Consider the following 13,380-nt stretch of genomic DNA (forward strand, 5'->3'; position numbering starts at 1 on the left):
CGCCCGACTCCCGCCCGTCGCGATGCGCACCCGTACATTCCTGAGGTCCTGCGGCGCCTGAAGGGGACGACCATGACCCAGCGTGGCACGAGCGAAGAACTCGGGGTCGCCGTCATCGGTACCGGCCGGATGGGCGCCGACCATGTCCGTCGTATCCAGCAGGTCATCAGCGGGGCGCGGGTGGCCGCCGTCGTCGACGTCGACGCGGGGCGCGCCGAGACGGTCGCGGCCCCCGTCGGCGGCTGCACCGCCTACACCGACCCGGCCGCCGCGATGGCGGCGGCCGACGTCGACGCCGTCCTGGTCGCCTCCCCGGGCCCCGCTCACGAGGCGGCCCTGCTGACCGCCTTCGAGCACGACTTGCCCGTCCTGTGCGAGAAACCCCTCACTCCGGACGCCGCCTCCGCGCTGCGTGTCCTGGAGGCCGAGCTCGCCCTGGGCCGGCGCCGGGTCCAGGTCGGCTTCATGCGGCGCTACGACGCCGAGTACATGAAGCTCAAGTCCCTTTTGGAGACAGGTCAGTTGGGCCGCCCGCTGATGTTGCACAACCGGCATCGCAACGCGGCCAGTCCGCCCGGGTTCACCAGTGACATGCTCATCAGCGACTCCGTCGCGCACGAAACGGATGTGACCCGCTGGCTGCTCGGGCACGAGATCACGGCCGTCACGGTGCTGCGGCCACGACCGTCGGCGAACGCACCCGACGACCTCCAGGACCCCCAGTTCGTCCTCTTCGAGACCGACGGCGGCGTGGTCGTCGACGTCGAGATGTTCGTCAACTGCGGTTTCGGCTACCAGGTCCAGGCCGAGATCGTCTGCGAACGCGGCACCGCCCGCATCGGCGACGGCCACGCCATGGTCACCAACATGGCCGGCCGCTGGAGCGGCACCATCGCCCAGGACTTCACCGAGCGCTTCGCCGACGCCTACGACCGTGAGCTCCAGGCCTGGGTCGACGCCACCCGCCGCGGCCGGGTCAGCGGTCCCAGCGTGTGGGACGGTTACGCCGCGGCGGCGGTCTGCGAGGCGGGTGTGCGGGCGCTGGAGGAGGGCGGCCGGGTCGAGGTGGAACTGGTGGAACGGCCCGCGCTGTACCGGTGAGCGCGGGATTCGTGTGCCGGCGTACGAGAGCGACCTGCTGGAGTACGGCGCCCGGCACGGCGCCTTCGGCGCAGCGCGTCCTCCCGCCCTTCCTGACCGGCGGCACCTTCCGGGCGCCGCAAGCCGGTCGGCGCCCGGGGCACGAGGGGAAGCCCGGCTGTCAGGCGGTGCGGACCTCGGCGATGGTCACCGGCCGGTGCTCATGCAGCGACAGGGTGCAGGCCTCGGCGATCCAGCCGGCCTCCAGGGCGTCCTCGATCGTGCAGGGGGAGGGGCGGGTGCCGGCCACGACCTCGGTGAACGCGGTGAGTTCGGCGCGGTAGGCGGCGGTGAACCGGTCCATGAAGAAGTCGTGCGGGGTGCCCGCAGGGAAGGTCACGCCGGGCTCGACCGAACGCAGCGGCAGCTTGTCCTCCAGGCCGACGGCGATGGAGTCCGTGAAGCCGTGGATCTCCATACGGACGTCGTAACCCCGGGCGTTGTGGCGGGAGTTGGAGACCACCGCGATGGTGCCGTCGTCCAGGGTGAGGATCGCGCCGGTGGTGTCGGCGTCGCCCGCCTCCTTGATGTACTCGGCGCCCCGGTTGCCGCCGACCGCGTACACCTCGGTCACCTCGCGGCCGGTCACCCAGCGGATGATGTCGAAGTCGTGCACCGAGCAGTCCCGGAAGATGCCCCCGGAGGCGGCGATGTACGCGGCCGGCGGCGGCGCCGGGTCCAGCGTGGTCGACCGTACGGTGTGCAGCTTGCCCAGCTCACCGCCCTGCACGGCGGCCCGCGCGGCGACGAACCCGGCATCGAAACGCCGGTTGTAGCCGATCTGGATCGGCACGTCACCGCCCTGGACGGCCCTGAGCACCTCGACGCCTTCGCTCATGGTCTTCGCGACGGGCTTCTCGCAGAAGACGGGGATGCCGGCCTCGACGGCGGCGAGGATCAGCCCCGGGTGGGCGTCGGTCGCCGCGGCGACCACCACACCGTCCACCCCGGCCGCCAGCACGGCCTCGGGGGAGTCCACGACCTCGCCGCCGAACCGCTCGGCGGCGGTCTTGGCGGCGTCCGTGAACGGGTCGGCCAGGACGAGCGACTCGACCGCGTCGAGTCCGGAGAGGGTCTCGGCGTGGAAGGCGCCGATGCGGCCGAGGCCGAGGATTCCGATGCGCATGGGGTGGTGCTCCTAGTTTTTGTGCGGGGAGAGAGCGGGGAGAGAGCGGGGAGGAAAGCCGGGGGACAGCTAGTCGAGGCCGCCGAGGACGTTCTGGTCCCAGTCGATCACCGAACCGGTGACGACCCCGGACCGGTCCGACAGCAGGAAGACCACGAAGTCGGCGATCTCGTCCGGCTGGCCGAGCTTGCCCATCGGCAGGCGGGCGGCGGCCTCCTCGCGCCAGTCGTCCCCGGCGCCGTGGAAGGCCTTCTGTGTCGCGTCCTCACCCTCGGTCGCGGTCCAGCCGATGTTCAGCCCGTTGATCCGGATGCGGTCAAAGCGGTGCGCGTGCGCCGCGTTGCGGGTCAGCCCGACCAGCCCGGCCTTCGCAGCGACGTACGGCGCGAGGAACGGCTGTCCGCCGTGCGCGGAGGAGGTGATGATGTTGACGACCGTGCCCGGCGCCCGGCGGCCCAGCATGTCCGCGACGGCGGCCTGCATGGCGAAGAACGGCGCCTTCAGGTTGATCGCGATGTGCTGGTCGAACAACTCGGGCGTGGTGTCCAGCAGCGTGCCCCGGGACGTGAGTCCCGCGGAGTTCACCAGGCAGTCGACCTGGCCGAACGCCTCGATCACCTCGGCCACGGAGGCCTTCGCCTGCTCGGCGTCCGCCAGGTCGGCCCGGACGAACATCGCCTTGCCGCCGACTGCGGCCAGCTCCGCCACCAGGGCCTCGCCGGGTTCCTGGCGCCGCCCGGTGACGGCGACCTGCGCGCCTTCCCGGACCGCGGCCCGGGCGATGGCGGCGCCCACGCCCTGGCTGCCGCCGTTGACGAGGACGACCTTGGCGTCGAGAAGTCCCATGATTTCCTTGTCCCTTCAGCTCTCGCGCCGTACGGCGCCGGCCCGCAGCTCGTCCCGTAGAGCCCGCGGGGTCCACCCCTCGCGCAGCGCCCTCCGTACGACGTCCGCCTGCGAGGGCGGGGCCAGACCGTCGAGGGGCGGGTCGCTGTCGAGGTTGGTGGGGAACGGATAGCCCTCGGCGCTCGCGGCGATCACCTTGTCCAGCCACTCCTCGCCGACGCCGTCGGCCAGCCGCCTGCGCAGCACCGGGTAGACCGCGTGCGCGACCGCCTCCCGGTCCACCGTCTCCATGGCCCGCCCGAAGGCGGAGGATACCTGCAGCAGATTGGCCACGCGTCGCACGTCCAGCGTGCGGTTGGTGCCGGCCGCGTGGAACAGCGCCGGGTTGAAGAAGGCGGCGTCGCCCTTGGCCAGCGGAAGCTGGACGTGGTGCGCCTTGAAGTACGCCTGGAACTCGGGCAGTCGCCAGGCCAGGTAGCCCGGTTCGAAGGTCTGGGAGTACGGCAGGTACAGCGTCGGACCGGACTCGGCGGGCATGTCGCAGTGCGCGACAGCGCCCTGGAGGGTGAGGACGGGGGAGAGGCGGTGCACGTGCGCGGGGTAGGCCGCGGCGACCTCGTTCGAGAGGAACCCCAGGTGGTAGTCGCGGTGCGCGGTCTGCGCGGCACCGCCCGGGTTGACCACGTTGACCTGCGAGGTCACCTGGTAGCCGGGGCCCAGCCAGGCCGTCGAGGCCAGCGCCAGGATGTCGTTGGCGTAGTAGTCGGCGAACGCCTCGGGGTCGTAGAGCGCTGCCTTCTCCAGCGCGTTCCACACCCGGTCGTTGGCACCCGGCCCGGCGAAGTGGTCGCCCGCCTCCGCGCCCGAGGCGCGCTGCTCGGCGATCAGGGCGTCGAAGACACCGGTGAGCCGGTCGACGACCGCCGGGTTCGGGAAGGCGCCCCGGAAGACGACGACGCCGGGGCCGTCGGCGAAGGCGCGGACCAGCTCGGCCCGCACCTCACGGGGCGCTTCGGCGGTACGCAGACGCTCACTGTCATAGACGAGCACGTTGCCCTCGACGGCCGAGGCATGCGGGTAGTCGGCGAGGTCCGTCGTGCGGTCGACCAGCGAGCGGAAGACGTCGAGATCACAGTCCTGCTCGGTCAGCCAGGCCCGCTGCTGAGCGGCGATGAGGGACATCGTCGTCCTTCTTTCGGTCACGGAGTGCGACGCGGATCCGGTCGCGGGGGAGCGACACGGCTCTGCCATTCTTGTCAGTACAAACCCCTCGAACAACCAGCAGCAAGCCATCAAAAACCCCTCAAGGAGTCGACGGTGGGCCATCCCTTCCCGATCCGGGAGATCGCACGTCAGGCGGGCCTGAGCGAGGCCACCGTCGACCGGGTCCTCAACAGGCGGGGAGGGGTCCGCGAGAGCACCGCCCGGGAGGTCCGGCAGGCCATCGCCGACCTGGACCGGCAGCGCACCCAGGTCCGGCTGGTCGGCCGTACCTTCATGATCGACATCGTGATGCAGGCGCCGGAACGGTTCTCCACCGCCGTCCGGGCCGCACTGGAGGCCGAGCTGCCGTCCCTGCACCCGGCCGTCGTGCGCTCGCGCTTCCACTTCCGGGAGACCGGCCCGGTACGGGAACTGACCGGAACCCTGGACCGGATCGCCCGGCGCGGTTCGCAGGGTGTGGTCCTCAAGGCGCCGGACGTCCCCGAGGTCGCCGCCGCCGTCGGCCGGCTCGCGGAGGCCGGCATCCCCGTGGTCACCCTCGTCACCGACCTGCCCGCCACGGCACGCCTGGCCTACGTCGGCAGCGACAACCGGGCCGCCGGCGCGACCGCCGCCTATCTGATGGGCCAGTGGCTCGGCGACCGGCCCGGCAATGTGCTCACCAGCCTCAGCAGTGGCTTCTTCCGCAACGAGGAGGAGCGCGAGATGGGCTTCCGCAGCGCCATGCGCGCCCGCCACCCCGAGCGCACGGTGGTCGAGATCGCCGAAGGCCAGGGCCTGGACGTCACCCAGTACGACCTCGTCCGGGCCGCGCTGCGGCGGGACCCGGACATCCGTGCCGTCTACTCGATCGGCGGGGGCAACATCGCCACCCTGCGGGCCTTCGAGGACCTGGGCCGCGAGTGCGCGGTGTTCGTCGCGCACGACCTCGACCACGACAACACCCGCCTGCTGCGCGAGCACCGCCTGTCCGCCGTGCTCCACCACGACCTGCGCCAGGACATGCGCGAGGCCTGCCACCTCGTGATGCGCGCCCACGGCGCCCTGCCACCGGCCGGACCGAGCCTGCCGTCGGCGATCCAGGTGGTCACGCCGTACAACATGCCGCCCCCGGTGACCGCCGGGTAGGCCGCCCCGCCGCATCAGGACCGCCCCCTCGGTTCTCCCCCTCGGTTCTCCCCCTCGGTTCCGCGGCACGGGGCGCACTGTCGACGCCCTTCGCGGGAAGCCTGCCGTCCGCGGGCCTGCCGTTCCCGGGGCCCGCCGTCGTCGGCCCCGGGTTCCCAGGCCCGCCGTCGCCGGCCCCGGAACCGGATCCGGGGTGGTCCTACGGACGCTCTCCCGGGCGTACCTGCGCCCATGCCCCGCTCTCGGCGGACCGCGCCATCGCCTCCAGTACGGCGGCACTGTGCACGGCGTCCGCGAGCGTGGCCCCGTGCGGGGTGCCCTCGGCGACCGAGCGGAGGAAGCGGTAGGCCTCCACGACCTTCAGGTCGTCGTAACCCATCGCGTTGGCCGCGCCCGGCTGGAAGGCGCCGAACTCGCCGTCGCCCGGGCCGACGTACACCGTGCTGACCGGCTGGTCCTGGTACGTCGTACCGCGGCTGACGCCCAGCTCGTTCATCCGGCGGAAGTCCCAGAACACCGCGCCCTTGGTGCCGTGCACCTCGAAGCCGTAGTTGTTCTGCTCGCCCACCGAGACCCGGCAGGCCTCCAGGACACCGCGCGCGCCGGAGGCGAAGCGCAGCAGGCAGTTGACGTAGTCCTCGTTCTCGACCGCGCCGAGTTCGCCGCCCGACGCGCGGCTGTGACCGGCGGTGGCGCCGGTGGGGCGGGCCCGCTCGGGGACAAAAACCGCCGTGTCGGCCGTCAGGGACGTGATGTCGCCGAGAAGGTACCGGGCCAGGTCCGCGCCGTGCGAGGCCAGGTCGCCCAGCACGCCGCTGCCGCCGCGCTCCCGCTCGTACCGCCAGGTCAGCGCCCCCTCGGGGTGCGCCGCGTAGTCGCTGAACAGACGCACCCGGACATGGGTGACCGTGCCGATCTCACCGGAGGCGATCAGCGAGCGGGCGGTCTCGACGGCGGGCGCGTTGCGGTAGTTGAAGCCGACCGCGCCCTGGACGCCCGCCTCGGCGACCGCGTCGGCCACCGCCCGCGCGTCCGCCTCGGACAGGCCGACCGGCTTCTCGATCCAGATGTGCTTGCCGGCCTCGGCCATCGCCACACCGATCTCGCGGTGCAGGAAGTTCGGAGCGGTGATGCTGACGGCCTGGACGCGCGGATCGGCGGCCACCTCCCGCCAGTCGCGGGCCGTGGCGGTGAAGCCGAACTGCGCCGCTGCCTCCTCGGCCCGGCCGGGCACCTCCTCGGCGACGACCATGAGCTCCGGGCGCAGACCGAGCTGTGGGTAGTGGTGCAGGACGCGGGCGTACGCCTGGGTGTGCACCCGGCCCATCCAGCCGAACCCGACGACGGCGACACCGAGCGTATCCACCATGACCTCCTCTTTGGACCGGTCCATTCCCTGTCCAGGCCACCCTGGGCGTGGTTCTTCCTGGTGTCAACCCTTTGACAAGGCGGAGCAGCTCATGGAACGGTCCATCCCATGGGACAGCCGACGATCAGGGACGTGGCCGAGCGAGCCGGCGTCTCCAAGTCGCTGGTCTCACTGGTGCTGCGCGGCTCCGAACAGGTGCGGTCCGAGAAGCGGGAGGCCGTGCTACGGGCCGTACGGGAGCTCGGCTACCGGCCGAACGCCGCCGCCCGCAGCCTCAGCGAGCAGCGCACCCGCACGGTCGGAGTGCTCCTCAACGACCTGCGAAACCCCTGGTTCGTCGACCTCCTAGACGGCCTCAACCCACTGCTGCACGACCACGGCCTGCACATGATGCTGGGCGACGCCCGCCTCAACCGCCGCACCGGCCAGGATCTCGCCCGCCCCTTCCTGGACCTCCAGGCCGACGGCCTGGTCGTGGTCGGCACCCTGCCGGACCCGGCCGCGCTCGGCACGGTCGCCGAGCGCATCCCGGTAGTGGTCGCCGGAGCGCGCGAGCCGGTCCCGGCCGGGGTGGACGTGGTCGCGGGCGACGACGAGCGGGGGGCCGGGCTGGTCACCGAACATCTCATCGGCCTCGGTCACCGTCGCGTCGCGCACCTCGCGGGCTACGGCGCCGTCGGCGAACTGCGCCGGCGCAGCTTCGAGGCGGTGATGCGCGCCCACGGCCTCGCGGACCGGGCGCCCGTCGAGCTCAGCGACATGACGGAGGAGGGCGGCTTCCGCACGGCCGTCCGGCTGCTGAGCCGGCCCGAGCGGCCCACCGCCGTCGTCGCCGTCAACGACATCACCGCCGTCGGCGTCCTCTCGGCGGCGGAGGAACTGGGCCTGCGCGTCCCCGAGGACCTCTCCGTCACCGGCTACGACAACACGAGCATCTCCCGGCTGCGTCACCTGTGGCTCACCACTGTGGACAACGCCGGCCACGAGGTCGGCCGCCGCGCGGCCCGCTGCCTCCTCGACCGTTTCGAGGGAGCCGGTGGAACGGGTCGGGTCCACCTGGCCGCCCCCACACTGGAGATCCGCGGTACGACGGCCCCACCCAGGTCCCGGCCCTGATGCGGAGCCCACCCGGGTCCCAGGCCCTGATGCCGGCCCCGCCAGGGCCGAGGCACTGATGACGCGCACGGCACACCGCCGACCACCGGAAGGCTGTGCGTCCGAGAGGTCGGCGGCCCCGCTGCGGATGCGGGAGCCGGCGTACGGCGGCACGCTCGGAGGATGAGTGAGAGCTGGGATGTCCGCCGTGCGGGGCCGGTCGAGACCGCCCCGCACCGAGTACTGATGATTCCGGGCGGCCTGTGCACGACCGAGTTCTACGCGGACGTGATGGCCGAGCCGGCGGTGGCGGGGCTGGGGCTGGTGGCGGCGACGATGCCGGGGTTCGGAGGGACCTCGGCACCCGATGACGTCACCATGGAGAGCTATGCCCGTCTGATGGCGGGGCTCGCGGCCGAAGCGGCCTGCGATGTGGTGGTGGGCCACAGCCTCGGGGCGAACGTGGCGATCGAGATGGCGGCGGAGGGACTGGTCCCGGGGCCGCTGGTCCTGTTGTCGCCGACGTTCTCACGGGGGGACGAGGCGAGGTTCCTGGGCGTGATGAACTCCGTCGGGCGGGTGCCGGGGCTCTCCACCGCCGCCTGGGCCGGGATGCTCAGGCTGCTGCCCAGGGCGATGAAACGCGAGCTGCCGCCACGGCGCGCGGAGGCGCTCTCGGCGGACATGGGCCACAACGATCCGGACACGTGCCGACGGATCGTCCGGCGCTACTACGAGTACCTCGACCGCCATCCGTCGCTGGTCGCGCGCCTCTGCGACTCCGGCGCCACGGCCTGGGTGGTCCGCGGGGACCACGACGAGATCGGCCTGACGGACGGCGAGCGGCAGACGCTGGAGGCCTGCCCCCGCATCCACCTGGTCACGGTGCCCGACGCCGGCCACGCGGTCCTCGTCGAGCAGCCCGCACGGGTCGCCGACGTCGTCCTGGAGGCGGCCGCCGCGACGCCGGGGCCCTGACTGAACCACGGGATCGGGCTGAACCACGGGATCGGGCTGAACCACGGGATCGGGCTGAACCACGGGCCCTGACTGAACCACGGGATCGGGCTGAACCACGGGCCCTGACCGAACCAGGGGATCGGGCTGAACACGGGATCGAGGAGCCCCTCTCTCAGCCCCGGCCCGCCTCCCGGACATGGCCGGCGATCAGCGCGTACGTCTTGCGCGCCTTCACGTCGTCCGCGCCGTCGTACCCGTGGTCGGCCCCGGCCACGTCATGGTGCCCGACCAGGGAGCCGGCCTTCCGAAGCCGGTCGGCGTAGCTCTCGCCCTCCGACCGCAGCAGGTCGTACTCGGCCGTGACGACGAGAGCCGGGGCGATGCCGGTCAGGTCCGCGGTGTCCGAGGCATGGGCGGGCGACACCAGCCGGTCCGTCCGCCCCCGCTCGTCGGGGACGTACGACGTGTCGAAGACGTCGGCCATCCAGGGCCGCAGCATCGGCTTGTCGATGGCGGCCCGCTTGTCCTTGGCAGGGGTCACCAGATCCAGCGGGGGATAGTGCAGCACCTGGAGGGCGATCGAGGGGCCGCCCTCCTCCAGCGCCTGCCGTGCCACGGCCGCCGCGAGTCCGCCGCCGGCGCTCTGTCCGCCCACGGTGAGCCGGCCGCCGTCCCAGCCCTGCTCCTCGCCGTGTTCGGCCACCCAGCGGACGACCTCGAACGCCTGCCGGGGCGGGGCCGGGAACGGGTGCTGCGGGGCGACCACGTAGTCGACGTTGACCACCACGACCTTCGCCTCGGCGGCGAGGAAGCGGCACAGTGGATCGTCCGTCTCCGTGAGCGTCATGACGTATCCGCCGCCGTGGAAGTTGACGTGCACCGGCGGGGCGGTTCCCTCGCTCGTGCCGGCCGGGGGCAGATATACCGTCGCCCGGGCCGGCGCGACCGAGGTGGGAATGGTCAACTCCCGTACATTGCGAGGGAATTCGGGGAAACGGGCATGCGAGGCGGCCGCGGAGCCGCGCCCGCCGGAGCGCCGGTCGGCGAGTTCCGTCACCCGTTGCATCGTCTTGGCGGTGAGGGCGGCCACCGCGGGCCTGGCCAGGAGGGACATATGGCCGAACTTACTTGAATGTGACAATAGAAAGCCAGCCCCTGGTGGTCAGCGAACGGCGCGCACCCCGTCCAGCGCGACGGACAGCACCCGGTCGCGCTGGGTGTCGTCGTCGAAGGTGATCGCGGTGATGCCGGCGACCATGCGCAGCAGGTCGGTGAATTCCATGTCTGTACGGGCCTCGCCCGCTCGCTGGGCGCGTTCGAAGAGCGGGCCGCCGGACGCGTACATCGACACGCGGCACGCGATGAAGATCTCCGACCCGTCGTTGAGCGCCTCGCGGACGGCTCGCTTGGTCACCATGTACTCCGCGAACCGGTCCAGCCAGGCGGTCAGGGCCTCCCAGGGTTCCCGCTCGGCGACCTCATCGGCGACCTGGCACAGGATGTTCACCTCCTCCGCGTAAAGGCTCTCGAAGAGGTGGCGGCGGGTGGGGAAGTTCCGGTACAGCGTGCCGATGCCGACCCCCGCGCGGCGGGCGATGTCCTCCAGCGAGGCCTCCGAGCCGTGCTCCGCGAATGCCTCCCGGGCGGCCGTGAGCAGCGCGTCGTAGTTGCGGGCCGCGTCCTTCCGGTGGGGCCGCCGGGACGCGACGATCTCGCTGACGGGATACGGCGGGATGGTCACGGTGCCTCCTGGGGGCGACGCGAGTTGAAGCGGAGGTATGCCTCCGCTAGAGTGGAGGAATACCTCCACTTTAGCAGTCGAGGTGTGTTCTCCGTGGATGCGTGCGGCCGCGCGCATCGTCGACGGAACGCCGTCCCCGTACCCCACGGGCGGTGCGCAGCGCGCACCGCCCGTCCCCGTCCACCACCTTTCCGCGACCGCTCACCGCGGCCGTCGGCGTGCCCCGCGCTGCCCGCAGTGCGCACCGGGCCTCCGTACGACCGCGCTCCGAGTCCTCGGCCGCATCCTGTGTTCGGAGAGGCTTTTCATGCCCCGCAAGTCCAGCCGTCTCACCTTCGCGGTCCTCGCCGCCGGTGCCGGCGTGTTCTCCATGCTGCAGTCGCTGATCGCGCCGGCCCTGCCGACCGTCCAGCACGCACTGCACACCTCGCAGTCCACCGTGACCTGGGTGATGACCGCCTATCTGCTGTCCGCCTCGATCTTCACCCCGATCCTCGGCCGCGTCGGCGACCTGATCGGCAAGAAGCGCACCCTGGTCGCCGTCCTGGTCACGGTGGCGGCGGGCTGTCTGCTGGCCGCGCTCGCACCGAGCATCGGCGTCCTGATCCTCGCCCGGGTCGTGCAGGGCGTCGGCGGCGCCCTGTTCCCGCTCTCCTTCGGCATCATCCGTGACGAGTTCGCCCCGTCCGAGGTGAGCGGCAGCATCAGCAACCTGTCCGCCGTGATCGCGGCCGGTGGCGGCGTCGGCATGGTGGCCGCCGGGCCCATCGTCACCGCGCTCGACTACCGGTGGCTGTTCTGGATCCCGGTCGCCATCGTCGCCCTGGCCACACTGATCGCCGTACGGTACGTGCCCGAATCGCCCAACCGGGCGCAGGGACAGGTCAATTGGCTCGGCGCCGTGCTGCTGTCCGGTTGGCTCGTCGCCCTGCTGATGCCGCTCAGCCAGGCGACCGTGTGGGGTTGGGGATCGGCCCGGGTGCTGGGCCTGTTCGCCGCCGCGGTCGTACTGTTCGCGCTGTGGCTCGCCGCCGAGGCCCGCTCCCGTAGTCCACTGATCGACCTGAAGGTCATGCGTCTGCCGGCCGTGTGGACCACCAATACCGCCGCGCTCCTCTTCGGTGCGGGCATGTACGCGATCTGGACCTTCCTGCCGGGCTTCGTGCAGACCCCCTCGTCGGCCGGATACGGCTTCGGTGCGAGCGTCACGGACGCCGGACTGCTGATGGTGCCGATGCTGGTCGCGATGTTCCTCTCCGGTGTGCTCAGCGGCCGGCTGGAGTCGGTGCTCGGCGCCAAGACGCTGCTGACGACCGGCGGGGCGTTCGGCGCGGTGGCCTGCGGCTTCCTCGCCCTCTGGCATGACGAGCGGTGGCAGATCGCCCTGGTCGCCGGTGTGTTCGGCCTCGGCGTCGGGCTCGCCTTCGCCTCCATGGCCAACCTGATCGTGGGGAGTGTCCCCGCCGACCAGACCGGCGCCGCCACCGGCATGAACGCCAACATCCGCACCATCGGCGGATCCATCGGCGCCGCGGTCACCGGCGTCCTGGTCACCGGCCGCCTCCAGCCCTCTGGCCTGCCGTACGACTCCGGCTACACCCACGGCTTCACCCTGATCGCCGTGCTCTGTCTGGCCGCTGCCCTGGCGGCACTGCTGGTCCCGTCGCGGCGCGGGGGACGTACCACCGGCTCGGCGCTCGCTACGTCCGGGACGCCCCGGGTGGAGCAGCAGCCCGTGGCTCCCGGGGTGGAGCAGCAGCCCGTGGCTCCCGGGGGGGAGCAGTTGCCCGTGGCTCCCGGAGCGCGCGGCTGACCTCCACGCATGCGGTAGGGTTGATCCACGCGCTCACACGGGTGACCGTGCGAGCGCACCGGGACGTGGCGCAGCTTGGTAGCGCACTTGACTGGGGGTCAAGGGGTCGCAGGTTCAAATCCTGTCGTCCCGACTTTACGAAGTCGCAGGTCAGGGCCGGTTTCGGAGGTATCCGAAACCGGCCCTTGATCATTCTTGGGGACCAGTTGGGGACCGGCGTCCTTGACCGAAGGTCAGCGGGTCAGACGATCGGGCTCGGTAGCGAGCGCCGTGCGCGCAGCACGCTGAAGTGTGCGGAGAGCGCCGTCCCGGCTGCCGTGATCTTGTGTACGTCCGGGTGTATTGGTGGAGTCGGGTATTGGAACTCCTGGAATATCTCTGCCTGATGGGGGCATAGCCCTCGAAAGAGTCGGGTTGGATTGGGGGCCTCACGGCCTACGATGCGGTCCATGACGATCGCATATGAGTGGCGCGGTGATTTCGACAATGCCGCCGTCAACGCGCTCCACGCGGAGGCGTTCGGTCACGTCGAGGGGCACATCGATTGGCAGACACGAGTGCAGCGTCACAGCCTGGGCTGGGTCTGTGCCCGAAATGACGACAAGCTCGTAGGGTTTGTCAACGTCGCCTGGGACGGTGGCGTCCATGCCTTCGTTCTCGACACGATGGTCGCCCAGGACATGCGCAAGACCGGTGTCGGGACCGAACTCGTGACGGCCGCGGCCCAAGGCGCCCGTGCAGCGGACTGTGAATGGCTCCACGTTGACTTCGAAGAGCATCTGCGCCCTTTCTACTTCGACGCGTGCGGCTTCAGACCGACGGACGCAGGGCTCCTCGCCCTGCGCTAGTGCCGCATCAGGCAACGTTCGCCCTGTCGTGACGCGCCGTCCGGGTGCTGTACCGGGCAGCGTGTGGCTGTCAGGGTGTGTCGGTGGCAG

General features: G+C 71.5%; 12 protein-coding genes and 1 tRNA gene. 7 read left to right on the forward strand and 6 right to left on the reverse strand.

Features of this window, described 5'->3' with window-relative positions; genetic code table 11:
* Window positions 1-72 precede the first annotated feature (72 nt).
* Window positions 73-1,101, forward strand: a complete 1,029-nt coding sequence (locus M2271_RS39685) for a Gfo/Idh/MocA family oxidoreductase (protein WP_280892329.1) — start codon at window positions 73-75, stop codon at window positions 1,099-1,101.
* Between the two features lie 160 nt (window positions 1,102-1,261).
* Here M2271_RS39685 and M2271_RS39690 read toward each other — a convergent pair whose 3' ends face one another.
* The 3 genes from M2271_RS39690 to M2271_RS39700 form a co-directional block, all read right to left on the reverse strand.
* Window positions 1,262-2,266, reverse strand: a complete 1,005-nt coding sequence (locus M2271_RS39690) for a Gfo/Idh/MocA family oxidoreductase (protein WP_280892330.1) — start codon at window positions 2,264-2,266, stop codon at window positions 1,262-1,264.
* A gap of 69 nt (window positions 2,267-2,335) precedes the next feature.
* Window positions 2,336-3,112 carry an SDR family oxidoreductase gene (locus M2271_RS39695; protein WP_280892331.1) on the reverse strand — a complete coding sequence of 259 codons (777 nt, stop codon included), beginning with the start codon at window positions 3,110-3,112 and terminating at the stop codon, window positions 2,336-2,338.
* 15 nt (window positions 3,113-3,127) lie between these two features.
* On the reverse strand, window positions 3,128-4,294 hold the full coding sequence (locus M2271_RS39700; protein ID WP_280892332.1) for a phytanoyl-CoA dioxygenase family protein: 1,167 nt from the start codon (window positions 4,292-4,294) through the stop codon (window positions 3,128-3,130).
* Window positions 4,295-4,429: 135 nt separating this feature from the next.
* On the opposite strand from M2271_RS39700, the gene M2271_RS39705 reads away from it, so the two are divergent.
* On the forward strand, window positions 4,430-5,464 hold the full coding sequence (locus M2271_RS39705) for a LacI family DNA-binding transcriptional regulator (protein ID WP_280892333.1): 1,035 nt from the start codon (window positions 4,430-4,432) through the stop codon (window positions 5,462-5,464).
* 199 nt (window positions 5,465-5,663) lie between these two features.
* On the opposite strand, the gene M2271_RS39710 is transcribed toward M2271_RS39705, so the two are convergent.
* The gene (locus M2271_RS39710) at window positions 5,664-6,833 is read right to left on the reverse strand and encodes a Gfo/Idh/MocA family oxidoreductase (RefSeq protein WP_280892334.1); all 1,170 of its coding nucleotides are present in this window, start codon (window positions 6,831-6,833) and stop codon (window positions 5,664-5,666) included.
* Between the two features lie 108 nt (window positions 6,834-6,941).
* Between M2271_RS39710 and M2271_RS39715 the strand changes: the two genes are divergently transcribed.
* Together M2271_RS39715 and M2271_RS39720 are read left to right on the forward strand one after the other, a co-directional pair.
* Window positions 6,942-7,949: a LacI family DNA-binding transcriptional regulator gene (locus M2271_RS39715; RefSeq protein ID WP_280892335.1), complete on the forward strand. Its 1,008-nt coding sequence runs from the start codon at window positions 6,942-6,944 to the stop codon at window positions 7,947-7,949.
* 162 nt (window positions 7,950-8,111) lie between these two features.
* Window positions 8,112-8,906, forward strand: coding sequence for an alpha/beta hydrolase (locus tag M2271_RS39720; RefSeq protein WP_280892336.1), 795 nt, complete (start codon window positions 8,112-8,114; stop codon window positions 8,904-8,906).
* A gap of 154 nt (window positions 8,907-9,060) precedes the next feature.
* Here M2271_RS39720 and M2271_RS39725 read toward each other — a convergent pair whose 3' ends face one another.
* Entirely contained in the window at window positions 9,061-10,002 is a 942-nt protein-coding gene (locus M2271_RS39725) for an alpha/beta hydrolase fold domain-containing protein (RefSeq protein ID WP_280892337.1), read from the reverse strand.
* Between the two features lie 48 nt (window positions 10,003-10,050).
* Window positions 10,051-10,629, reverse strand: coding sequence for a helix-turn-helix domain-containing protein (locus M2271_RS39730; RefSeq protein WP_280892338.1), 579 nt, complete (start codon window positions 10,627-10,629; stop codon window positions 10,051-10,053).
* Between the two features lie 307 nt (window positions 10,630-10,936).
* Here M2271_RS39730 and M2271_RS39735 point away from each other — a divergent pair, with 307 nt between their 5' ends.
* The 3 genes from M2271_RS39735 to M2271_RS39745 all read left to right on the forward strand — a co-directional run bounded on the left by M2271_RS39735 (window position 10,937) and on the right by M2271_RS39745 (window position 13,290).
* Window positions 10,937-12,442, forward strand: coding sequence for an MFS transporter (locus tag M2271_RS39735; RefSeq protein ID WP_280892339.1), 1,506 nt, complete (start codon window positions 10,937-10,939; stop codon window positions 12,440-12,442).
* 59 nt (window positions 12,443-12,501) lie between these two features.
* A tRNA-Pro gene (locus tag M2271_RS39740) sits at window positions 12,502-12,575 on the forward strand.
* Window positions 12,576-12,891: 316 nt separating this feature from the next.
* Window positions 12,892-13,290 carry a GNAT family N-acetyltransferase gene (locus M2271_RS39745; RefSeq protein WP_280892340.1) on the forward strand — a complete coding sequence of 133 codons (399 nt, stop codon included), beginning with the start codon at window positions 12,892-12,894 and terminating at the stop codon, window positions 13,288-13,290.
* The last annotated feature ends 90 nt before the right edge of the window (window positions 13,291-13,380 follow it).

It is taken from the genome of Streptomyces sp. LBL (genome assembly GCF_029893585.1).
GTDB lineage: Bacteria > Actinomycetota > Actinomycetes > Streptomycetales > Streptomycetaceae > Streptomyces.

What these genes read in the sequence shown, in the direction of transcription:
- M2271_RS39710 (WP_280892334.1), bottom strand. Translation starts at nt 6,833, where the DNA reads ATGGTGGATACGCTCGGTGTCGCCGTCGTCGGGTTCGGCTGGATGGGC.
- M2271_RS39735 (WP_280892339.1), top strand. Translation starts at nt 10,937, where the DNA reads ATGCCCCGCAAGTCCAGCCGTCTCACCTTCGCGGTCCTCGCCGCCGGT.
- M2271_RS39715 (WP_280892335.1), top strand. Translation starts at nt 6,942, where the DNA reads ATGGGACAGCCGACGATCAGGGACGTGGCCGAGCGAGCCGGCGTCTCC.
- M2271_RS39695 (WP_280892331.1), bottom strand. Translation starts at nt 3,112, where the DNA reads ATGGGACTTCTCGACGCCAAGGTCGTCCTCGTCAACGGCGGCAGCCAG.
- M2271_RS39745 (WP_280892340.1), top strand. Translation starts at nt 12,892, where the DNA reads ATGACGATCGCATATGAGTGGCGCGGTGATTTCGACAATGCCGCCGTC.
- M2271_RS39700 (WP_280892332.1), bottom strand. Translation starts at nt 4,294, where the DNA reads ATGTCCCTCATCGCCGCTCAGCAGCGGGCCTGGCTGACCGAGCAGGAC.
- M2271_RS39690 (WP_280892330.1), bottom strand. Translation starts at nt 2,266, where the DNA reads ATGCGCATCGGAATCCTCGGCCTCGGCCGCATCGGCGCCTTCCACGCC.
- M2271_RS39685 (WP_280892329.1), top strand. Translation starts at nt 73, where the DNA reads ATGACCCAGCGTGGCACGAGCGAAGAACTCGGGGTCGCCGTCATCGGT.
- M2271_RS39720 (WP_280892336.1), top strand. Translation starts at nt 8,112, where the DNA reads ATGAGTGAGAGCTGGGATGTCCGCCGTGCGGGGCCGGTCGAGACCGCC.
- M2271_RS39725 (WP_280892337.1), bottom strand. Translation starts at nt 10,002, where the DNA reads ATGTCCCTCCTGGCCAGGCCCGCGGTGGCCGCCCTCACCGCCAAGACG.